Below are 21,406 nucleotides of genomic sequence, written 5' to 3'. Positions count from 1 at the left end.
GGCTGTGAGTGCCCTTTGGATGCGATGGTAGGGCCGACGCAAACCGGCCAAATGCCTACGGACGCCACACAAAGGTGCGTTTACGACATGGCATGGCGGGGAGAGACAAATCGATTCACTGGCTCATACGCAAAGGGCTTGCGACCAGTGGCAGCAAAAACTGGTATTTCTACGAGTAGACGGGCTGGAACGACGGACTTAGGTTAATGACGCAATAAAGATGTTCAGGCCATTAAATCTGGAAAGGAGACGGATCATGGCACTTATCGATGTAGTCCTCTACAAACCATCAGGAGCCGTGTACGACAGCATGGAAGATTTTGAGTTTGCAGCTCTCAACCCTGGCGATCATGTGAATCTTCCTGCCCTGGGCGATACCTTTCGCCTGACCCGAAAAGGGGTATCGAGAACAGATGACGGGGGCTCGCTGAAAATCAGGTATGACCTGTTTTTCAATTGAGTATGAAAGAGTGCTATCGCTAGACGATTGCACTCTTTCACTTGCCCTTTACTCTTTCTTGCTTACATAGCCATCCGCACGGAACATGGCGCGAATGCCACGCACGGCCTGACGGATACGGTCCTGGTTTTCAATCAGTGCGAAACGCACATGGTCGTCGCCGTATTCACCGAAACCGATACCCGGCGACACACAGACCTTGGCTTCGGCCAGCAACTTCTTGGCGAACTCCAGCGAGCCGAGGTGCGCATACGCAGGCGGAATCCTGGCCCAGACATACATCGACGCTTTGGGGTTTTCCACCATCCAGCCCAGCTCGTGCAGGCCCTTGACCAGCACATTGCGGCGCTGACGATATTGCTCGGCGATGTCGAGCACGCATTGCTGGTCGCCTTCGAGCGCAGCAATCGCGGCCACCTGCAAGGGCGTGAAGGTGCCGTAGTCGTGATAGCTCTTGATCCGCGCCAGCGCACTGACCAGCTCCGGGTTACCGACCATGAAGCCGATGCGCCAGCCTGCCATGTTGTAGCTCTTGGACAGGGTGAAGAACTCCACCGCAATGTCCTTGGCGCCGGGAACCTGCATGATCGACGGAGCCTTCCAGCCGTCATAGACGATGTCGGCATAGGCCAGGTCGTGAATCACCAGTACGTCGTACTGCTTGGCCAGCGCGACCACACGCTCGAAGAAATCCAGCTCCACGCACTGGGCGGTGGGGTTGGACGGAAAGCCGAGGATCATCATCTTTGGCTTGGGGATCGAGCCGCGAATGGCCTTTTCCAGTTCGGCAAAGAAGTCCACACCTGGCACCAGTGGCACCGAACGCACCTGGGCGCCGGCAATCACGGCACCGTAGATGTGGATCGGGTAACTGGGGTTGGGCACCAGCACCGTGTCACCCTGGTCGAGGGTGGCGAGCATCAGGTGCGCCAGGCCTTCCTTGGAACCGATGGTGACAATGGCTTCGCTTTCCGGATCGATATCGACTTCGTAGCGTTTCTTGTACCAGTTGGAAATGGCACGACGCAGACGAGGAATACCCCGTGAGGTCGAATAGCCGTGGGTGTCTTCACGCTGGGCAACGGTGACCAGCTTTTCGACGATATGCGGTGGCGTCGCCCCATCGGGGTTGCCCATGCTCAAGTCGATAATGTCTTCACCACGACGACGAGCCGCCATTTTCAGCTCGGCAGTGATGTTGAACACGTAAGGGGGGAGTCGATCTATGCGCGCAAAGCGGCGCGGCAAACCTTGGTCAGCCATGGGTATCTCGCAGACGTAAGCGCCCGGAACCGTCCGAGCGACGTTGGCCACATGAGGCGGCCTGCGGCGAAGATAAGTGCAGTAATGGCGCTTTGTCTACAGATATCTGTGGGATTAATACCAATCACTCAAGACACAAACAAACCTTGTGGGAGGCAGCTTGCTGGCGAAAAAGGCCTGAAAACGACAGGTATTCTGCGTCTGTGAAGTGCGCCAGCAAGCTGCCTCCCACAAAGTAATTTATGCAGGCGTCAGAGGGCCAATAACTCCCGCAGCCCCAGCAAGACCAGAAAATGTCCGGGATAGATCGCATAAGCCCAGCGCCGCATCGGCATGACCGCAAACCCCGGCTTCTGGCGCAGCAATGCAATACCCATGACCGGCGCGATCAGGCAAGCGATGATCGAACCAATGGAGATCGGATCACCCCACGTTGCACCGGCGAACATATCCGGCCAGGCATTGGCCGCCACACAGAGTACCGCCGGAAAAACCGCGTACCAGAGCGGTTTCTGCAAGACCAGCAGCAACACCAGCGGCAGCAGCACACCCGCAAAACCGAACATCAGGTGTTGCTGAAAGAGCGCGGCAAACAACAGGGCAACAATGGCCATGAGTCGTGTCGTGACATTGCGGTGTCGCCAGCCCTGGGCAACCAGAAGCCCGAGCAACAGGGTCGGCATGACATTCAGGGTCGTGGCATCGGCCATGAACAGTCGATAGGGAATCTCCGACAACACCGCAAACGCCAACACCCAGCCCAGATAACGCCACTGCACCCGGGGCGTCACCAGCGCGGCGCTGCGGCGCGCCAGGTTGACGGCAATCGCCAGGCAAAACCAGGGAAAGGCCAGACGTCCCGGCACGTAGAGAACATTGACCGCCCAGCCCACATAGCGCAGGTGATCGAGCACCATGCTCAGCATCGCCAGCCATTTGAGCAGATCCAGCGCCTTGTCGCGTCCCGGCAGAAAGGGCGGGTTTGAAAGATCCATGTCGCTCCCGAAAATAAAAGCATTTCAACCATTAACAATGGCGTTACTCAACACGGCATTGTTCGCTAAAGTGCGCACCATAAACGACCACAAGGAATCGGCCATGACAGACCAAAGCCAACAGTTCGCCAGCGACAACTACTCCGGCATCTGCCCCGAAGCCTGGGCAGCCATGGAACAGGCGAACAAGGGGCATCAGCGTGCCTATGGCGATGACCAGTGGACTGCCCGCGCCTCCGACGATTTCCGTCGACTGTTCGAAACCGATTGCGAAGTGTTCTTTGCCTTCAACGGCACAGCGGCCAACTCGTTGGCGCTATCGTCGCTGTGCCAGAGTTATCACAGTGTCATCTGTTCGGAAACTGCCCACGTTGAAACAGACGAATGCGGCGCGCCCGAGTTCTTCTCCAACGGCTCCAAACTGCTGACAGCCCCCAGCGCTGGCGGCAAGCTGACGCCTGAATCGATCCGTGAAGTGGCGCTCAAGCGTCAGGATATCCATTACCCCAAACCCCGGGTCGTGACTCTGACTCAGGCGACTGAAGTCGGCGGTGTCTACCTGCCGGAAGAACTGCGGGCGATCAGCGCAACCTGCAAGGAGCTGGGCCTGCACCTGCACATGGATGGCGCCCGATTCTCCAATGCCTGTGCCTATCTGGACTGCTCACCCGCCGAGCTGACCTGGAAGTCGGGCGTCGATGTGCTGTGCTTTGGCGGCACCAAGAACGGCATGGCGGTGGGTGAAGCCATCCTGTTCTTCAACCATGATCTGGCCGAAGACTTCGACTATCGCTGCAAGCAGGCCGGGCAACTGGCTTCGAAAATGCGCTTTCTGTCCGCGCCATGGGTCGGGCTGCTGGAAAACGACGCCTGGCTCAAACATGCGCGCCATGCCAACCATTGCGCGCAACTGCTGGCCGCACTGGTCAAGGATATTCCAGGCGTGGAGCTGATGTTCCCGGTGCAGGCCAACGGCGTGTTCCTGCAACTCTCGGAACCGGCGATTGCCGCATTGACCGCCAGGGGCTGGCGTTTCTACACCTTCATCGGCAAGGGCGGCGCACGCTTCATGTGCTCCTGGGATACCGAAGAAGCACGGGTGCGGGAACTGGCGGCCGATATTCGCCTGGTGATGCAGGGTTAGGGTTATCGCGAACAAATTCGCTTGTGGGAGCGAATTCATTCGCGAAACAAAGTACTCAACCCTGCGAAATGGTCTTGGCAATCACATCCACCGTCGCGCTGACCTGCTCCTGATAGCGTGCCAGCTCGACCTTGTGCTGCTGCTCAAGCTCGATCTGCTGCGAACACAGGTTCAGCGCCGCCAGCACCAGCAGACGGTCACCGATCAGGGTCGGGTATTTGCGCTTGGTATCGGCAAGGGATGCCTGGAGCATCGCTGCGGCCTGCAGAAGAGTCTTGTCCTCGCCGGCAGGTGCCTTGATCGAATATTCGTTACCCAGGATGGAGAGAACGGTTACCCCGTTTCTGTCGTAGCTCATGCGCCGACAGCACTTGCGCTGGTTGCGCGTTCGACCAGAGCCTGAATGCGTGCAGCGGTACTGCCTTGTTTTTCTTCCTGTTCCATCAGGCTCAACTGCAGGCTGTCGTTCTCATCCCTGACTTTGGCAAGTTCGGCGCTCAGTTGCGCGTTTGTGTCCTGCAGTTGCTGGTTCTGTTGCACCAGGTCACCGACAAGCTGTTCCAACTGGCTGAGGGAGGTTTCCAACATTCTGATTTCTCAAGCAAATTTCAACGGGCGCACACGATAAAGAAAAGTCTTTACGCATGCCAGAACAAAGCAAGGCTTCAGAGGCCATGTGACTACATTTTGACCATCGGGTTCCTGCGGTTCGTCAGAACACCGCTGCTGCGACAAAAGCGCGCAGCAAACAGCACAGTGCTATCACCCCAAAATGGCACAACCCAGTGGTTTCAAGCATTTGCAGACAATTTTTCATTTACTGGAAAAAACGCCAGAAATTCATACACGTCAAAGTATGTGCCCTGCCCTCAAGACTTTCGTCGTAGAACCGATAGGCAGCCAACATCACGAAATTGCCTTCTCCTTTATACGACGCATGGAACGCGCCCTACTTCTGGAAGCCTCCATGTCACTACGAAATATGAACATCGCGCCGCGCGCGTTTCTCGGGTTTGCCGTGATCGGCACCCTCATGCTGATCCTGGGCATTTTCGCTCTTTCGCAGATGAGCAAGATCCGCGTGGCAACCGAAACCCTGGCCGAGAACAGTGTTCCCAGCATCAAAAGCCTGGATCGGTTTGCAGAAGTGAGTATCCGCCTGCGGGTGCTTTCCTATCGCCTGCTGGTAAACCGGGAACCGGATATCCAGCAGAAGACCATCGACTTGCTGGCCATGCGCAACAAGCAGATCGGCGACGCCCAGGCCATCTATGAAAGGCTGATTGCCGACCCCACGGAGCAAGCACTCTACAACCAGTACGTGCAGCTGCTCGGGCAATATCGCCAGCTCGAAGAACGCATGAAAACCCTGACCCGGGCCAACAAGATCGATGAACTGCAAGACCTGCTCAATAACGAAATGCTCAGCAACTCCGACCAGATGAACGTCGTGCTCGGCAAGCTGGTGGACGTCAACACTGAACAGTTGAACGACACCAAAAAGCAGGCCGCCAAGGAATATGCTTCGGCCTTCAATCTGGTCATCGGCCTGCTGATCGCCGCCACCCTGTTGACCATTCTGTTCGCCTGGCTGTTGACCAAGAGCATTACCCGCCCGATTTCAGCGGCATTGCATGCAGCCGAAACCATCGCCGAAGGCAACCTGACTCGTCCGATCGAAGTCGATGGCAACGACGAAGCAGGCCGTTTGCTGCTGGCCATGCAAACCATGCAAGGCAAGCTGCGCGACACCCTGCAACGCATTTCCGGCTCGGCCACCCAACTGGCTTCGGCAGCAGAAGAGCTGAACGCGGTCACCGACGAAAGTGCTCGCGGGCTGGCTCAACAGAACAACGAAATCGAACAGGCTGCCACTGCGGTCAACGAAATGACCAGCGCCGTTGAAGAAGTTGCCCGCAACGCCACCAGCACTTCCGAAGCCTCGAAAAGCGCGACCTCGTCGGCTGGAGACGGTCGTGATCTGGTAGTGGAAACCGTCAATGCCATCGAGCGCATGAGCGCCGACGTTCAAGGCACGGCTGAACTCATCAGCAATCTGGCTGAAGAATCCCGCGATATCGGCAAGGTGCTGGATGTGATTCGCGGCCTTGCCGACCAGACCAACCTGCTGGCCCTCAACGCTGCCATTGAAGCTGCTCGTGCCGGTGAAGCCGGACGTGGTTTTGCCGTAGTGGCCGACGAAGTCCGTGCCCTGGCCCATCGCACCCAGCAGTCGACCAGCGAAATCGAACGCATGATCGGCAGCATTCAGGGTGGTACCGAACAGGCCGTGAACTCGATGCGCAACAGTACCGAGCGCGCCGAATCGACTCTGAGCATCGCCAAGGGTGCCGGCCTGGCGCTGGAAACCATTCACTCGGCGGTGGAAGAAATCAACGAGCGCAATCTGGTCATCGCCAGCGCCGCCGAAGAACAGGCTCAAGTCGCAAGGGAAGTTGACCGCAATCTGGTGAACATTCGCGACCTGTCAGCCCAATCCACCACAGGCGCCAACCAGACCACAGCAGCCAGCAACGAGCTGTCGCGTCTGGCAGTGGACCTGAACAGCATGGTTTCGCGTTTTAGCCTGTAAGGGCTTCGCGACTGAAGTCGCTCCCACCAGGTGGCTGTGGGAGCTTAAGGGCTTCGCGAATAAATTCGCTTGTGTCTTTGATCAGGGTAATGTCTGGGGTGAGAGGGGTGGATGGCAAGCTGACCATTCGCGGTGCCCAGAGCACGTGTGGGAGCCAAGCTGCCATCCACTCTTCCCGCTTTGGCTCAAAGCTCGAACAGTTGACTGAGTCCGACCTCGAACAACAAGCGTGAGCCAGGCCAAAGCGCCTCTCACTCTTTATCCTAGAGGTTTTACTCATGTCCGCCTATGCCGGAATTGATGTTTCCAAGGCCACGCTGCAGGTTGCACTGTTTCCCAAAGCAGATGATCTCTGCGTGCCTAACACCGAAGAAGGTCTCGCCAGCATCGCTGAGTACCTCAGCGCCCATCAGGTTGAACGTGTTCTTGTTGAGGCCACCGGGGGTTACGAGAGACTGTCGGTAAAGCTGCTGGCTAATGCCGGGTTCAAGGTCCAGCGTATCAACCCTGTCCGCTCACGCCAGTTCGCGCTGGCCATGGGCAAGCGCGCCAAGACGGACCCGATCGACGCGCAAATGCTGGCCATGTTCGCCTCCAGCCTGGAGGAAAAGGGTTTCGCCAAGCCTGACGAGGAACGCGAAGTCCTGCTTGAACTGGTCAACTTGCGTAGCAACCTGCTTCAACAACGCGATGACAACCGGCGCCGTATCAAACAGGCCGTACTGCCCTGCGTGGTGGAAATCTACCTCGCGTTGGAGGCCAGCCTTAAAGTGCAGATCAAGTCGGTGGATCAGCTTGTCGCTGCACAAACCCGCCGGGTCGACTCAGAACTGCTGCAACGGCTAGAGGCTGTAAAGGGCGTGGGGGCCGTGACAATCGCCAGCCTCTTCTGCTACCTGCCCGAGCTGGGCGACCTGAGCCGTGGACAAATCGCTGCCTTGGCCGGCGTGGCGCCGTACAACAACGACAGCGGTACCAAGACCGGTAAGCGGCAGATCTACGGTGGGCGGTCGAAACTACGCCGTGCGGCCTACATGTGTGCGCTGGGGATGGTGCGCTACAACTCCGATTTCAAGGAGCGTTATGCGAGGCTGCGTGCCAAAGGCAAGTGCGCGAAAGTGGCCCTGGTGGCCTGCATGCGGGTGTTGCTGATTCGCCTGAACGCCATGGCGCGCGACGGAACACCATGGCGTGATCAGGTGGTTTGAATGGGGGGCGGGCGTTGCCCGCCATCGCGGAATCTATCCGCGATGACATCATGAAAATGCCCGTTCATCGGGGAGCGATGAAAGACAGTTGGCTCCCACCAGGCCAGTTGCTCAGACCTGTGGGAGCGAATTCATTCGCGAAAAAGCCTTACAACCGCACACTCGCAAACGTCGATTCGTTACGCGCCTGACTCAATGCCGACATCGGGCCGGACAACGGAGCCAGTACCAGAGCCTGCGGGATTGGCATCATGGCAACCTGCTGCGCGGTGTTTGAACCCACACGCTCGTCGCGTGGCGGGATACCGAAGTATTCGCGGTAGCACTTGGAGAAATGTGGCGTCGATACGAAGCCGCAGACCGATGCCACTTCAATGATCGACATGGGTGTCTGCTTGAGCAGTTGCCGGGCACGGATCAGGCGCAGCTTGAGGTAATAACGCGACGGCGAACAATGCAGGTATTTCTGGAACAGTCGCTCCAGCTGCCTGCGGGAAACCGACACGTAAACCGCCAGCTCATCGAGGTCGATCGGCTCCTCGAGGTTGGCTTCCATCAAGGCCACGATTTCCTGCAATTTGGGCTGATTGGTGCCCAGCATGTGCTTGAGTGGAACGCGCTGGTGATCCTGCTCGTTACGAATACGCTCGTAGACGAACATCTCGGAAATCGCTGCCGACAGTTCACGGCCATGATCACGGCTGATCAGGTGCAGCATCATGTCCAGCGGCGCGGTGCCACCGGAACTGGTGAAACGGTTGCGGTCCAGGGTGAACAGGCGAGTACTCATGGACACACGCGGAAAGGCTTCCTGCATCGCCGCCAGACATTCCCAGTGAACACTGCAATCGAAACCATCGAGCAGACCTGCACAGGCCAGAGCCCAGCTGCCGGTGCATACAGCGCCCAGACGACGGGACTGGCGAGCCTGGCTTTGCAGCCAGCTCACGTGTTCACGGGTAACGGTGCGCTGAATACCAACGCCGCCGCAGACAATGATGGTGTCCAGTGCCGGTGCCTTTTGCATGGCGGCATCCGGAGTGATCTGCAGACCATCACTGGCCCAGACCTGGTTGCCGTCCACACTCAGAGTGGTCCAGCGATAGAGTTCACGACCGGAAAGCTGATTGGCCATGCGCAGGGGTTCGACCGCCGATGCGAGTGAGATCAGGGTGAAGTTGTCCAGCAGCAGAAAGCCGATGGACTGTGGCGCGCGGTTCTGGGGTTGTGCCCCTGCATTGAACGAAGTCATCACGTATCTCCTCACTCTTGGCGTTAGTTGGCCTCAGGCGAGGCTCTTCTTAGTAGCCTTGCTTCATGCATGGCCTTCCAACCCCATCGCAAATCCCATGCCGAAAACTGAATAGCCATTCAATAACCCCTGAAAGCGACGTCGTGATGCGTCTATTCAGGTGCGACCGGCGTATCCAATTACGACGTGCAAGCCACGCACGACAAGGAAGCGTGAGCAGTTCGGTAGCACTTTCGGGAAACGGGAACGGATGATGTTGCCCAACGGTGTCACTCATCGCACAGGGCAATAGCACGGCGCCATAACCGATTTTTTTCGCGCTAAAAGGTGGCGGCTTCTGGCAGCCATGGTCGAAAAGCGAGCAGGCCATTCGCTGTCGAAAGGCAAGAAAGCGCCGCACCAGTGAACTTCAATACACCTTGTCGTCTCCATTATCTGGCCGTTTTTAGCTGGCCCACCCGGTAAAAGTGCGCTTGCAGGTGGGAAAAAAGCTGTAAGCGACGTTGCTCACACTGGATGCGACCCCGCCTGTACTGGATACGACGCCCCCTGTAGGCGTTTGATTTTCACTGTTACATGATCGGCTTCGACTCGATCGCCGGGCGCAGTGAAAGAGCTTCGCAACACACTTTGCCAACACAACAAGCCGCGTCAGCGCCCCGTTGCTGATGAGATGAATAGACAGAATTCACAGGAGTCCACCCCATGAAAGGTTCTAAATCCTTGCTGTTGGCCGCCACGCTCGGTTTGCCGTTGCTGGCACAGGCCGCCGAGCCAGAGGCCTGTCACACGGTCAAATTCTCGGACGTCGGCTGGACTGACATTACCGTCACCACTGCGGTGACCAGCGTCGTACTCGAATCTCTGGGCTACCAGACCAAGACCACCATGATTTCGGTTCCCGTGACCTACAAGTCCCTGGCTGATGGCAAGAACATGGACGTCTTCCTGGGTAACTGGATGCCCACCATGGAAAACGACATCAAGGCCTACCGCGAAGCGGGCACCGTGGAAACCGTTCGCGCCAACCTCGAAAACGCCAAGTACACGCTGGCCGTTCCGCAGGCGCTTTACGACAAGGGCCTGAAGGACTTCTCCGATATAGCCAAATTCAAGAAAGAACTCGACGGCAAGATCTACGGGATCGAACCGGGCAACGACGGCAATCGCCTGATCCAGAGCATGATCGACAAGAACGCCTTCGGTCTGAAGGACGCAGGCTTCAAGGTCGTCGAATCCAGTGAGGCCGGCATGCTGTCGCAGGTCGACCGTGCCACGCGACGCTCTACGGACGTGGTCTTTCTGGGCTGGGAACCCCATCCGATGAATACCCGCTTCAAGATGCAGTACCTGACCGGTGGCGACGAGTATTTCGGGCCCAACTTCGGCCAGGCCACTATCTTCACCAATACACGCAAGGGTTACGTGCAAGAGTGCAGCAACGTCGGCCAGTTGCTGAAGAATCTCTCGTTCACCCTGAACATGGAAAGTACCTTGATGGGCAATGTACTGGACGACAAGATGAAACCCGATGCCGCCGCCAAGGCGTGGATCAAGAACAACCCTCAAGTGCTCGACACCTGGCTCGCCGGAGTCACCACCGTAGACGGCAAGCCAGGCCTGGAGGCTGCAAAGGCCAAACTGACACAGTAAGACGATGGCAGGCGGCCTGCCCGCCTGCTGTCCCATTTCTTCCCGCAAGCGGACAATCGATACCATGCTGACTGACCATAAAATCCCTCTGGGCGAGTACATCGCGGCCTTTGTCGACTGGTTGACGCAAAACGGCGCCAACTACTTCGATGCCATTGCCTCGACCCTGGAAATGATGATCCACGGCCTGACCTTCGGCCTGACCTGGTTCAACCCGTTGGTATTGATTGGCCTGATTGCGGCACTGGCGCATTACATCCAGCGCAAATGGGGCCTGACGGTATTCGTCATCCTGGCCTTCCTGCTGATCCTGAACCTGCATTACTGGCAGGAAACCATGGAAACCCTGGCCCAGGTGCTGTTCGCCACACTGGTCTGTGTGGTCATCGGTGTGCCGCTGGGCATCATCGCTGCCCACAAACCCATGTTCTACACCATTATCCGTCCGCTGCTGGACCTGATGCAGACCGTACCGACCTTCGTGTACCTGATTCCAACCCTGACCCTGTTCGGCCTGGGCGTGGTGCCCGGCCTGATTTCCACAGTGGTCTTCGCCATCGCCGCGCCGATCCGCCTGACGTATCTGGGCATTCGCGATGTGCCCCATGAACTGCTCGATGCGGGCAAGGCCTTTGGCTCGTCACGTCGCCAGTTGCTGACCCGTATTGAACTGCCATACGCCATGCCCAGCATCGCGGCCGGCATTACCCAGTGCATCATGCTGTCGCTGTCGATGGTGGTGATCGCGGCACTGGTGGGTGCCGACGGTCTGGGCAAACCCGTGGTCAACGCACTGAACACCGCTGATATCGCCCTGGGCTTCGAAGCCGGTCTGGCGATCGTATTGCTGGCCATCATGCTCGACCGTATCTGCAAACAACCCGAAGCCAAGGTAGGGTCCGACGCATGAGTATCATCAAATTCGACCAGGTAGACGTCATCTTCGCCAAGGATCCGCGTGAGGCTCTCAAGCTGCTGGACCAAGGCCTCACGCGTGACCAGATCCTGAAAAAAACCGGCCAGATCGTCGGCGTGGAAAAAGCCACTCTGGAAATCGAGAAAGGCGAAATCTGTGTCCTGATGGGCCTTTCAGGCTCGGGCAAGTCCAGTCTGTTGCGCTGCATCAACGGCCTCAATACCGTCAGCCGTGGTTCACTGTATGTCGAGCATGAAGGCTCGCAGATCAACATCGCCAACTGCACGGCGGCAGAACTGAAAATGATGCGCACCCAGCGCATCGCGATGGTGTTCCAGAAGTTCGCCCTGATGCCCTGGCTGACCGTTCGCGAGAACATCAGCTTCGGCCTGGAAATGCAGGGACGACCGGAAAAGGAACGACGCAAGCTGGTCGACGAAAAACTGGAACTGGTCGGCCTGACTCAATGGCGCAACAAGAAGCCCGATGAACTGTCCGGCGGCATGCAGCAGCGTGTCGGCCTGGCACGGGCACTGGCGATGGACGCCGACATTCTGCTGATGGACGAGCCTTTCTCTGCGCTCGACCCGCTGATCCGCCAAGGCCTGCAGGATGAACTGCTGGCCCTGCAAAGCAAACTGAGCAAGACCATCGTTTTCGTCAGCCATGACCTGGATGAAGCCCTCAAGCTGGGCAGCCGCATCGCGATCATGAAAGACGGCCGGATCATTCAGTACAGCGTGCCCGAAGAGATCGTCCTCAACCCGGCCGATGACTACGTACGTACTTTCGTCGCACATACCAATCCGCTCAACGTGCTGTGCGGCCGCAGCCTGATGCGCAGCGTCGACAACTGCACCCGGATCAACGGTTCGGTGTGTCTGGACCCTGGCGTGGATTCCTGGCTGGATCTGGCCGAAGGCAATGTGATCAAAAGCGCTCGCCAGGGGGCTGCGCAGCTCGACTTGCAGAACTGGACACCGGGCCAGGACGTCGCCAGCCTGGATCGCCGTCCGACACTGGTTCACTCCAATATCGGCATGCGCGATGCCTTGCAGATCCGCTACCAGACCGGCAACAAACTGGTGCTGCAGGATGGCGACAAGGTGGTCGGCATTCTGGGTGACAGCGAGTTGTATCACGCGCTGCTGGGCAAGAATCTGGGGTAACTATTTCTCTGTGGGAGGGAGCTTGCTCGCGAAGACGATCTCGTCGCGGGCAAGCTGCCTCCAAAGTCTGCACCTTTTTTCGCGAATGAATTCGCTCCTACAACGCCTGTTTTAGAGCGTTTTGTCACGTCTGCAGGTTTTTATTGATTGATCGTTCAATTAAAAACAACTAGGCTAAAAAGGGTCAGCAAGCCACGGAGACCCGAACCAATGCCCAAGGTTGGTATGCAACCCATCCGCCGTCAGCAACTGATCCAGGCCACGCTCAGCGCGGTGGACCAGGTCGGTATGAGCGAGGCCAGCATTGCTCTGATTGCGCGTCTGGCCGGCGTCTCCAACGGCATCATCAGCCACTACTTTCAGGACAAGAACGGCCTGATCGCGGCGACCATGCGTCACCTGATGAATGCACTGATCCAGAGCGTGAACGAACGCCGTCAGGCGCTGACCGATGACAGCCCCAGGGCGCATCTGCAAGTCATCATCGAGGGCAACTTCGATGCCAGCCAGGTCAATGGCCCGGCGATGAAAACCTGGCTGGCCTTCTGGGCCACCAGCATGCATCACCCGTCACTGCACAGGTTGCAGCGGATCAACGATCACCGCCTGTACTCGAACCTGTGCTGCCAGTTCCGCCGCGTATTGCCGCTGGAACAGGCTCGCAGCGCAGCCCGTGGGCTGGCAGCGCTCATCGACGGTTTGTGGTTGCGCGGCGCCTTGTCGGGCGATGCTTTCGACACGGAGCAGGCGCAGCAGATCGCTTACGAATACATGGATTTTCAACTGGCGAAAGCGGTGGACTGAAGCGCTCAAGAGCCCTTTTCATCGAACGACTGACGCCGAATGTTGACCAAACATACCGGCAAGCTGAGATCAGTCATCGCCCCCCACATGAATTTGCGAGGACTTTATGGCCCGTTTTGAACTGCAGAAACTCTATATCGATGGCGGTTACGTAGACGCCAGCAACCCCGCCACTTTCGATGCCATCAACCCGGCGAATGGCGAAGTGCTCGCGCAAGTACAACGTGCAGGCAAGGACGATGTCGAACGCGCTGTCGCCAGTGCAGAAAAAGGCCAGAAAATCTGGGCCGCCATGACCGCCATGGAGCGTTCGCGCATCCTGCGCCGTGCCGTGGACATCCTGCGCGAGCGCAACGATGAACTGGCAGCACTGGAAACCCTGGATACCGGCAAGGCTTATTCCGAAACCCGTTATGTCGACGTCGTGACCGGTGCCGATGTGCTGGAGTACTACGCAGGTCTGGTCCCCGCCATCGAGGGCGAACAGATCCCGCTGCGTAATTCTTCCTTCGTCTACACCCGCCGCGAGCCGCTGGGTGTGGTAGCCGGTATCGGCGCCTGGAACTACCCGATCCAGATCGCTCTGTGGAAATCCGCTCCGGCACTGGCAGCGGGCAACGCGATGATCTTCAAGCCCAGCGAAGTCACGTCCCTGACCACCTTGAAACTGGCGGAAATCTACACCGAAGCAGGCGTACCCGATGGCGTGTTCAACGTGCTGACCGGCAGCGGCCGTGAAGTCGGCACCTGGATCACCGAACACCCGCGCATCGAGAAGGTTTCCTTCACCGGCGGCACCGACACCGGCAAGAAAGTCATGGCCAGCGCGTCGAGTTCTTCGCTCAAGGAAGTGACCATGGAACTGGGCGGCAAGTCGCCGCTGATCATCTTCGACGACGCAGATCTGGATCGCGCCGCCGACATTGCAATGATGGCCAACTTCTACAGCTCCGGTCAGGTCTGCACCAACGGCACACGGGTTTTCGTGCCCAATGCCCTGAAGGCGCAACTGGAAGCCAAAATCCTGGAGCGCGTAAAACGCATCCGCATCGGCAACCCGGAAGATGACAACACCAACTTCGGCCCGCTGGTCAGCTTCGAGCATATGGAAAGCGTGCTGGGCTACATCACCAAGGGCAAGGAAGAAGGTGCGCGCCTGCTGTGCGGTGGCGAACGCCTGACCGAAGGCGACCTTGCCAAAGGTGCCTTCGTGGCACCAACCGTGTTCACCGACTGCACCGACGAGATGACCATCGTGCGCGAAGAAATCTTCGGCCCGGTGATGAGCATCCTCGGTTACGACAGCGAAGAGGAAGTGATCCGCCGCGCCAACGACACCGACTTCGGTCTGGCCGCCGGTATCGTCACCCGCGACCTGAACCGTGCGCACCGCGTGATTCACCAGCTTGAAGCCGGCATCTGCTGGATCAATACCTGGGGCGAGTCCGCGGCAGAAATGCCGGTCGGTGGCTACAAGCAATCGGGCGTCGGCCGCGAAAACGGCATCAGCTCGCTGGCGCAATACACACGCATCAAATCCGTGCAGGTGGAACTGGGCGATTACGCGTCGGTGTTTTAAGACGGCCAGCTTCAAGCGGCAAGTTAGAAGCTTCAAGTGAAGCAGCTTGCCGCCCTCATTCTCACAGGCAGCACCTGAATGCCTTTGCTTGCAGCTTGAAACTCGAGGCTTGCAGCTCTACGAAGGACTTTCTATGACCACGCAATCCGAATTCGACTACATCATCATTGGTGCCGGCTCTGCCGGTAACACTCTGGCAGCCCGTCTCACCGAAGATCCGGGCGTCACCGTTCTGTTGCTGGAAGCCGGCGGCCCGGATTACCGGCTGGATTTCCGCACCCAGATGCCAGCAGCGCTGGCGTTCCCCCTGCAAGGCCGTCGCTACAACTGGGCCTATGAAACCGAGCCGGAACCGCACATGAACAACCGCCGCATGGAATGCGGTCGCGGCAAGGGCCTGGGTGGCTCGTCGCTCATCAACGGCATGTGCTACATCCGCGGTAACGCCATGGACTATGACGGCTGGGCAAAGGAACCGGGTCTGGAGGACTGGAGCTACCTCGACTGCCTGCCGTATTTCCGCAAGGCCGAAACCCGCGACATCGGCCCCAACGATTATCACGGCGGCGACGGTCCGGTCAGCGTGACCACGCCCAAGGCGGGTAACAATCCCCTGTTCAATGCCATGGTCGAAGCGGGTGTGCAGGCAGGTTATCCGCGCACCGACGACCTCAACGGTTATCAACAGGAAGGTTTCGGTCCGATGGACAGAACCGTGACGCCCAATGGCCGTCGCGCCAGCACCGCTCGCGGTTATCTGGACGAAGCCAAGAAGCGCCCGACCCTGACCATCGTCACCCATGCTTTGACAGACCGCATCCTGTTCGAGGGCAAGCGTGCCGTCGGCGTAGCTTATCTGCGCGGTGACAGCGACACCCGAATCGAAGCCCGTGCCCGCAAGGAGGTGCTGCTGTGCAGCGGCGCCATCGCTTCGCCGCAGATCCTGCAACGCTCCGGTGTCGGCCCCGCCGAACTGCTGAACAAGCTCGATATTCCCGTGGTTCATGATCTGCCGGGTGTCGGCCAGAACCTTCAGGATCACCTGGAGATGTACCTGCAATACAGCTGCACCCAGCCGGTTTCGCTCTACCCTTCCCTGTTGTGGTGGAACCAGCCGGCCATTGGTGCCGAGTGGATGTTCCTGGGCAAGGGCATCGGCGCCAGCAACCAGTTCGAGGCAGGCGGGTTCATTCGTTCGAGCGAAGAGTTCGAGTGGCCGAACATCCAGTACCACTTCCTGCCGGTTGCCATTAACTACAACGGCACCAAAGGTGTGAAAGAGCATGGTTTCCAGGCTCACGTCGGCTCCATGCGCTCACCGAGCCGTGGCCGAGTGCAGGTCAAGTCCAAGGACCCACGCGAGTACCCGAGCATCCTGTTCAACTACATGTCCACCGAGCAGGACTGGCAGGAGTTCCGCGACGGCATCCGCCTGACCCGGGAAATCATGCAGCAACCGGCACTGGACCCGTACCGCGGCCGCGAAATCAGCCCTGGCATCGAAGTGCAGTCCGACGAAGAACTGGATAACTTCGTCCGTGAACACGCCGAAACGGCGTATCACCCATCGTGCACCTGCAAGATGGGCACCGATGACATGGCCGTCGTCGATGGTCAGGGCCGTGTCCATGGCCTGGAAAGCCTGCGCGTGGTGGATGCCTCGATCATGCCGATCATCACCACCGGTAACCTGAATGCCCCGACCATCATGATCGCCGAGAAGATCGCCGACAGGATTCGTGGCCGTCAGCCATTGCCACGCAGCACCGCCGACTACTTCGTGGCAGGCGACCGCCCGGCACGCGGCACACCGGTGCGTGGTTCAGTAGCACTGGCGTGATTCAGGCTCTATGATTTGCGGGCAAGCCTGTTCTCACTTTGAATTCGCTCCAACGGTGTAATGCCGATCAGCCAAGGCACAAACAAAACATGTGGGAGGCAGCTTGCTGGCGAAAAAATCCTGAAAACTGGCAGATACTCTGTGTCTGTACGTGAAGTCGCCAGCAAGCTGCCTCCCACAAAGTTATTCATTGACCTTAACTGATCGGCATTACTCCAACGGTGAGAAGGGGGATTTGCCCGCCTCGACAAGGAGCTTCCCTGCATGTTCGATTTCTCCGCTCAGCTCAAGCAGCGGTTCGCCGCACTGCAGAGCGATGCGCAATTTTTTTCCGTACGTTATGTGCGCAGGACCAGCCAGCACCTGAGCGTGCGCAAGAACGTGGCCGAGCCGCCGTCGCTGGGTAGCGATGAAGGGGCGATGCTGACGGTGCGCCTCAACGGCGTTGAAATCTACGCCGCCACCAACGATATTTCCCAACGAGGCCTGCAGGCCGCACTGCAACAGGCCGAAGCACTGGCGCGGCGTCTGGCCCCGCATTCGCTGCTGGACCTGAGCGAACAGGCTGTCTCGACGGCACGCGCCGATTACCTGTCGCCCAACCTGAGCAATGCCTTCCCGAGCCTGAGCGATTGCATCGACCTGCTGATGGCCGAGTCGAAGTCGGTCCCCAAGGACGAGCGTCTGGTGAACTGGCAGGTCGGTCTGGGTCTGGAAAACGTCGAGCAGATCTACCTCAACAGCGCAGGCGCCGAGATTCGTCAGGCGCAACGCTTCGTCTTTCCGGGCCTGGCCGTGACCGCCTATGACGGGCGTGACAGCCAGACCCGCAGCCTGGGCCGCGATAACTTCGGTCAACAAGGCGGCGCAGAAATCATCAGCAATTGCGGATTGATCGGAGCAGCCGCACAGGTGGCCGATCAGGCACTGCAATTGATCCTGGCCCCCAACACGCCTACCGGGCCGCGTGATCTGCTGTTGATGCCGGACCAGATGATTCTGCAAATCCACGAATCCATCGGCCATCCGCTGGAACTGGACCGGATTCTGGGTGACGAGCGCAATTACGCCGGCACCAGCTTCGTCAAGGCATCGGACTTCGGCACGCTGCAATACGGCTCCAGCCTGCTCAACGTGACGTTCGATCCCGAGATTCCCGAGCAACTGGCCAGTTACGGTCATGACGACGATGGCACGGCGGCAAGCAAGCAGTTCCTGATTCGCAATGGCCTGTTGCAACGGCCTCTGGGCGGTGCGCTGTCGCAATACCGCTCAGGCCTGCCGGGCGTAGCCAACAGCCGCGCCTGCAACTGGAACCGTCCGCCCATCGACCGCATGGCCAACCTGAATATCGAGCCGGGTGACCAGTCGCTGGAGCAACTGATCGGCAATATCGAGCACGGCATTCTGATGTCCACCAACCGCTCGTGGTCCATCGACGATGCGCGCAACAAGTTCCAGTTCGGTTGCGAGTGGGGCCAGTTGATCGAAAACGGCGAACTCAAGGGCGTGGTCAAGAACCCCAACTATCGAGCGATTTCCGCGCAGTTCTGGCGCAACCTCAGCGCGGTCGGCGACGCCAGCACCTTCAAGGTCCTGGGCACGCCCAATTGCGGAAAAGGCGAACCCAATCAGGTGGTGCGTGTCGGTCACGCTTCGCCAGCCTGTGTGTTCGCCAGTGTGGATGTATTTGGAGGTGATGCCTGATGTCTCATCAACAGCAATTCGAGGCATTGGTCGACGTCCTCAAAGCCGCTATCGGCCCGAACGAACACTTCACCCTGACCTACAACGCCGAAGCCTCGGACTTCATTCGCTTCAATCATGCTCAGGTCCGTCAGGCCGGGCATGTGCAGCAAGCCAGCGTGACCTTCAAACTGATCGATGACGGTCGGCATGCCGATCTGGATCTGACGCTTTCGGGCGATGCTCAGGTCGACAGCCAGCGTTTGAGCGAGGCGTTGGATCAACTGCGCGAAACCCTGGTATCACTCGCCAGGGACCCGTATCTGCTGCCCAATACCGAGGCCTGGCACAGCAACAACCTGCAAGAGCCGCCGCTGCCGGACAGCGGGCAAGTCGTGGAGCAGATCAGCGAATTGTCCCAAGGTCTGGATCTGGTGGGCTTTTACGCTGCCGGGCCGGTGTATCGCGGCTTCGCCAGTTCCTGGGGCGCGCTGGGCTGGCATCAGGCCAATAGCTTCAATTTCGACTGGAGCCTGTTCCACGAGAACGGTCAGGCGGTAAAAGCCAACTATGCCGGACATGACTGGAACAGCGAGGCCTTTGCCAGACGCTTCAATCAGGCTCGCGAGCAACTGGAGTTTCTCGGTCGGCCGCTGCGCACTCTGGAGCCCGGTCAATACCGCGCTTACCTGGCACCGGCCGCACTGGATGAAATCATCGGCATGCTGTGCTGGGGCGGGTTTTCCGCACAGGCACTGGCCAGCAAGCACAGCCCGTTGCAGCGGCTGTACAGCGGCGATACCCGTTTCAGCCCGCTGTTCAGCCTGGATGAACAGGTCAGTGGTTCGCTGTCGCCGGCCTTCTCCCGCGAAGGTTATCCGCGCAAGGATCTGTCCCTGATTGCCAGCGGCGAAGCCCGCGAACAACTGGTGGATTCCAGCAGCGCCGCCGAATACGGCCTGCAAGCCAACGGCGCGGACAACGGCGAGTGGCCAAGCGCACTGAGCATGGCGGGCGGAACTCTGGAGCAGGAACAGATTCTCAAGCAGCTCGGCACCGGTCTGTACATCAGCAACCTCTGGTACCTGAACTTCTCCGACCAGTCGGCCGCACGCCTGACCGGCATGACCCGTTTCGCAACCTTCTGGGTCGAAGACGGCAAGATCGTGGCGCCGGTCAGCACCATGCGCTTCGATGACAGTGCCTACAGCCTGCTGGGCAACGCTCTGGAAAATCTGACCCGCGAGCGGGAACTGATTCTGTCGGCCAGCACCTATAGCCAGCGCCAGACAGCCTCCATTCAGTTGCCGGGGGCTTTGATAAGCAAACTGACTTTGACGCTCTAAACGTTCTTCGCGAATGAATTCGCTTGTGAGCGAATTCATTCGCGAAAAAAACACAGGAAATCACATGCAGCACCTGGACGAAAAAACCTTGCGCTGGATGCCTTGGGTCATCGCCATCGCCTTCTTCATGCAAAGCCTGGACGGCACGATTCTCAATACCGCTCTGCCCTCCATGGCCCGTTCCCTGGAAGAAGATCCGCTTCGCATGCAGTCAGTGGTCATTGCCTACATGCTGACCATCGCCCTGCTGATTCCCGCTTCGGGGTGGATTGCCGATCGCTTCGGCATCAAACGCATCTTTTTCAGCGCCATCCTGTTGTTCAGCTTCGGTTCGTTGCTGTGCGCACTGTCCAACTCGCTGAACATGCTGGTGGCAGCACGGATCATTCAGGGGCTTGGCGGCGCTTTGATGCTGCCTGTCGGGCGCCTGATCGTGCTACGCGCCTACCCGCGCTCGGAGCTGGTGCGGATCATGGGATTCATTACCGTGCCCGGCCTGTTGGGGCCGCTGCTCGGGCCGACCATGGGCGGCTGGATGGTCGAGTACATGAGCTGGCACTGGATCTTCCTGATCAATATTCCCGTGGGGTTGCTGGGCTGTTATGCGGTGAAGCACTTCATCCCGGATATCCCCGGCGGAGGACGCACACGCTTCGACGGCACAGGATTCATTCTGTTCGGAGCCTCGATGGTGCTGATCACCATTGCGCTGGAAGGCCTGGGCGAACTGCATCTGCCGCACATGCGCGTGGTCTTGCTGCTGTTCGCCGGCCTGGGCTGTCTGGCGGCTTACTGGCTGCGGGCCGGGCATGTGGAGTTCCCGCTCTTTGCACCGTCGCTGTTTCGCACCCGGACCTTTGCGGTGGGCATCCTCGGCAATCTGTTTGCGCGACTGGGCAGTGGCGCCCTGCCGTTCCTGGTGCCCTTGCTGCTGCAGATCCCGCTGGGTTATTCACCCGCGCAAGCCGGCATGAGCATGCTTCCGCTGGCCGCCGCCGGAATGTTCGCCAAAACCATTGCCCGCTGGCTGATCGAACTGCTGGGGTATCGCACCATTCTGACCGGCAACACGCTACTGCTGGGAATACTGCTGGCGACACTTGCGCTGGTGGACACTCAAACCCCGTACTGGATACTGCTTGTCCATCTGGCTCTGTTGGGCGCAGTGAACGCCTTGCAGTTCACCGCCATGAACACCGTGACCCTCATCGACCTGGACGACGCCAGCACCGCCAGTGGCAACAGCCTGCTGTCAGTCGTTGCACAATTGTCACTGAGCCTGGGCGTGGCATCCGCTGCCGCCTTGCTGGGCGGTTTCAGCGATGAAGTGGCTACCGGCGAAGTCAGCAACGTATTGGGCGCCTTCCAGCTCACCTTCCTGAGCGTCGGCATACTGGCGATGTTCGCGGCAGGGATATTCCTGCAATTGCCTGCGCAGGAGGGCAAGCGGAAAAGGGTTTGAGCAGGCAGAATAGTCCCGTTAATACATTTACGTGAC

At 58.7% G+C, this 21,406-nt stretch carries 17 protein-coding genes and 2 pseudogenes; 14 read left to right on the top strand and 5 right to left on the bottom strand.

Features of this window, described 5'->3' with window-relative positions:
• Window positions 1-256 precede the first annotated feature (256 nt).
• On the top strand, window positions 257-460 hold the full coding sequence (locus KQP88_RS02235; RefSeq protein WP_200993909.1) for a hypothetical protein: 204 nt from the start codon (window positions 257-259) through the stop codon (window positions 458-460).
• A gap of 48 nt (window positions 461-508) precedes the next feature.
• Here KQP88_RS02235 and alaC read toward each other — a convergent pair whose 3' ends face one another.
• Window positions 509-1,723, bottom strand: a complete 1,215-nt coding sequence (gene alaC, locus KQP88_RS02230) for an alanine transaminase (RefSeq protein ID WP_200993910.1) — start codon at window positions 1,721-1,723, stop codon at window positions 509-511.
• A 251-nt stretch (window positions 1,724-1,974) separates the two neighbouring features.
• Window positions 1,975-2,718 (bottom strand): TraX family protein, encoded by a 744-nt coding sequence (locus KQP88_RS02225; protein WP_216704736.1) that lies wholly within the window; start codon window positions 2,716-2,718, stop codon window positions 1,975-1,977.
• 103 nt (window positions 2,719-2,821) lie between these two features.
• Between KQP88_RS02225 and KQP88_RS02220 the strand changes: the two genes are divergently transcribed.
• Window positions 2,822-3,862, top strand: a complete 1,041-nt coding sequence (locus tag KQP88_RS02220; RefSeq protein ID WP_216704735.1) for a threonine aldolase family protein — start codon at window positions 2,822-2,824, stop codon at window positions 3,860-3,862.
• 55 nt (window positions 3,863-3,917) lie between these two features.
• On the opposite strand, the gene KQP88_RS02215 is transcribed toward KQP88_RS02220, so the two are convergent.
• Entirely contained in the window at window positions 3,918-4,220 is a 303-nt protein-coding gene (locus KQP88_RS02215) for a cell division protein ZapA (protein WP_216704734.1), read from the bottom strand.
• Window positions 4,217-4,450 carry a hypothetical protein gene (locus tag KQP88_RS02210; RefSeq protein ID WP_216704733.1) on the bottom strand — a complete coding sequence of 78 codons (234 nt, stop codon included), beginning with the start codon at window positions 4,448-4,450 and terminating at the stop codon, window positions 4,217-4,219. Before KQP88_RS02210 ends, KQP88_RS02215 begins: the two co-directional genes overlap by 4 nt.
• Before the next feature lie 184 nt (window positions 4,451-4,634).
• On the opposite strand from KQP88_RS02210, the pseudogene KQP88_RS25495 reads away from it, so the two are divergent.
• The 3 genes and pseudogenes from KQP88_RS25495 to KQP88_RS02200 form a co-directional block, all read left to right on the top strand.
• A pseudogene (locus KQP88_RS25495) lies at window positions 4,635-5,324 on the top strand (MCP four helix bundle domain-containing protein); the annotation flags it as partial.
• A 45-nt stretch (window positions 5,325-5,369) separates the two neighbouring features.
• Window positions 5,370-6,455 (top strand): annotated as a pseudogene (locus tag KQP88_RS02205) (methyl-accepting chemotaxis protein); the annotation flags it as partial.
• 278 nt (window positions 6,456-6,733) lie between these two features.
• A complete protein-coding gene (locus KQP88_RS02200) occupies window positions 6,734-7,663 on the top strand; it encodes an IS110 family transposase (protein WP_216703852.1) in 930 nt (309 codons plus the stop codon).
• 148 nt (window positions 7,664-7,811) lie between these two features.
• Here the strand turns inward: KQP88_RS02200 and gbdR are convergent, their stop codons facing one another.
• The gene (gbdR, locus tag KQP88_RS02195) at window positions 7,812-8,915 is read right to left on the bottom strand and encodes a choline metabolism transcriptional regulator GbdR (protein WP_117167214.1); all 1,104 of its coding nucleotides are present in this window, start codon (window positions 8,913-8,915) and stop codon (window positions 7,812-7,814) included.
• Window positions 8,916-9,620: 705 nt separating this feature from the next.
• Here gbdR and KQP88_RS02190 point away from each other — a divergent pair.
• The 9 genes from KQP88_RS02190 (at window position 9,621) to mdtD (ending at window position 21,370) form a co-directional block, all read left to right on the top strand.
• On the top strand, window positions 9,621-10,568 hold the full coding sequence (locus tag KQP88_RS02190) for a choline ABC transporter substrate-binding protein (RefSeq protein WP_025258192.1): 948 nt from the start codon (window positions 9,621-9,623) through the stop codon (window positions 10,566-10,568).
• Window positions 10,569-10,632: 64 nt separating this feature from the next.
• Complete coding sequence (gene choW / locus KQP88_RS02185; RefSeq protein ID WP_200993914.1) at window positions 10,633-11,478, top strand: choline ABC transporter permease subunit; 846 nt, start codon at window positions 10,633-10,635, stop codon at window positions 11,476-11,478.
• Window positions 11,475-12,653: a choline ABC transporter ATP-binding protein gene (choV, locus tag KQP88_RS02180; protein WP_198724243.1), complete on the top strand. Its 1,179-nt coding sequence runs from the start codon at window positions 11,475-11,477 to the stop codon at window positions 12,651-12,653. The genes choW and choV overlap by 4 nt, the downstream gene beginning before the upstream one ends.
• A 210-nt stretch (window positions 12,654-12,863) precedes the next feature.
• Entirely contained in the window at window positions 12,864-13,457 is a 594-nt protein-coding gene (gene betI, locus KQP88_RS02175) for a transcriptional regulator BetI (protein WP_200993915.1), read from the top strand.
• Between the two features lie 106 nt (window positions 13,458-13,563).
• Window positions 13,564-15,036 (top strand): betaine-aldehyde dehydrogenase, encoded by a 1,473-nt coding sequence (gene betB / locus KQP88_RS02170; protein WP_198724239.1) that lies wholly within the window; start codon window positions 13,564-13,566, stop codon window positions 15,034-15,036.
• A 133-nt stretch (window positions 15,037-15,169) separates the two neighbouring features.
• Window positions 15,170-16,876: a choline dehydrogenase gene (gene betA, locus KQP88_RS02165; RefSeq protein WP_216704731.1), complete on the top strand. Its 1,707-nt coding sequence runs from the start codon at window positions 15,170-15,172 to the stop codon at window positions 16,874-16,876.
• Window positions 16,877-17,140: 264 nt separating this feature from the next.
• A complete protein-coding gene (locus KQP88_RS02160; RefSeq protein ID WP_216704730.1) occupies window positions 17,141-18,583 on the top strand; it encodes a TldD/PmbA family protein in 1,443 nt (480 codons plus the stop codon).
• Window positions 18,583-19,908, top strand: a complete 1,326-nt coding sequence (locus KQP88_RS02155) for a TldD/PmbA family protein (protein WP_216704729.1) — start codon at window positions 18,583-18,585, stop codon at window positions 19,906-19,908. The genes KQP88_RS02160 and KQP88_RS02155 overlap by 1 nt, the downstream gene beginning before the upstream one ends.
• Window positions 19,909-19,972: 64 nt before the next feature.
• The gene (gene mdtD / locus KQP88_RS02150; RefSeq protein WP_216704728.1) at window positions 19,973-21,370 is read left to right on the top strand and encodes a multidrug transporter subunit MdtD; all 1,398 of its coding nucleotides are present in this window, start codon (window positions 19,973-19,975) and stop codon (window positions 21,368-21,370) included.
• Window positions 21,371-21,406: the final 36 nt, after the last annotated feature.

Origin of the sequence: Pseudomonas lijiangensis (assembly GCF_018968705.1) — a bacterium.
GTDB lineage: Bacteria > Pseudomonadota > Gammaproteobacteria > Pseudomonadales > Pseudomonadaceae > Aquipseudomonas > Aquipseudomonas lijiangensis.
This window is presented reverse-complemented; position numbering and strand designations above follow the sequence as displayed.

Bases quoted from the DNA above. Each gene is read 5' to 3' on its own strand.
- mdtD (WP_216704728.1), top strand. From the start codon at position 19,973: ATGCAGCACCTGGACGAAAAAACCTTGCGCTGGATGCCTTGGGTCATC.
- KQP88_RS02190 (WP_025258192.1), top strand. From the start codon at position 9,621: ATGAAAGGTTCTAAATCCTTGCTGTTGGCCGCCACGCTCGGTTTGCCG.
- choV (WP_198724243.1), top strand. From the start codon at position 11,475: ATGAGTATCATCAAATTCGACCAGGTAGACGTCATCTTCGCCAAGGAT.
- KQP88_RS02235 (WP_200993909.1), top strand. From the start codon at position 257: ATGGCACTTATCGATGTAGTCCTCTACAAACCATCAGGAGCCGTGTAC.
- KQP88_RS02160 (WP_216704730.1), top strand. From the start codon at position 17,141: ATGTTCGATTTCTCCGCTCAGCTCAAGCAGCGGTTCGCCGCACTGCAG.
- KQP88_RS02225 (WP_216704736.1), bottom strand. From the start codon at position 2,718: ATGGATCTTTCAAACCCGCCCTTTCTGCCGGGACGCGACAAGGCGCTG.
- KQP88_RS02210 (WP_216704733.1), bottom strand. From the start codon at position 4,450: ATGTTGGAAACCTCCCTCAGCCAGTTGGAACAGCTTGTCGGTGACCTG.
- KQP88_RS02220 (WP_216704735.1), top strand. From the start codon at position 2,822: ATGACAGACCAAAGCCAACAGTTCGCCAGCGACAACTACTCCGGCATC.
- betB (WP_198724239.1), top strand. From the start codon at position 13,564: ATGGCCCGTTTTGAACTGCAGAAACTCTATATCGATGGCGGTTACGTA.
- choW (WP_200993914.1), top strand. From the start codon at position 10,633: ATGCTGACTGACCATAAAATCCCTCTGGGCGAGTACATCGCGGCCTTT.
- betA (WP_216704731.1), top strand. From the start codon at position 15,170: ATGACCACGCAATCCGAATTCGACTACATCATCATTGGTGCCGGCTCT.
- KQP88_RS02155 (WP_216704729.1), top strand. From the start codon at position 18,583: ATGTCTCATCAACAGCAATTCGAGGCATTGGTCGACGTCCTCAAAGCC.
- alaC (WP_200993910.1), bottom strand. From the start codon at position 1,723: ATGGCTGACCAAGGTTTGCCGCGCCGCTTTGCGCGCATAGATCGACTC.
- KQP88_RS02215 (WP_216704734.1), bottom strand. From the start codon at position 4,220: ATGAGCTACGACAGAAACGGGGTAACCGTTCTCTCCATCCTGGGTAAC.
- betI (WP_200993915.1), top strand. From the start codon at position 12,864: ATGCCCAAGGTTGGTATGCAACCCATCCGCCGTCAGCAACTGATCCAG.
- KQP88_RS02200 (WP_216703852.1), top strand. From the start codon at position 6,734: ATGTCCGCCTATGCCGGAATTGATGTTTCCAAGGCCACGCTGCAGGTT.
- gbdR (WP_117167214.1), bottom strand. From the start codon at position 8,915: ATGACTTCGTTCAATGCAGGGGCACAACCCCAGAACCGCGCGCCACAG.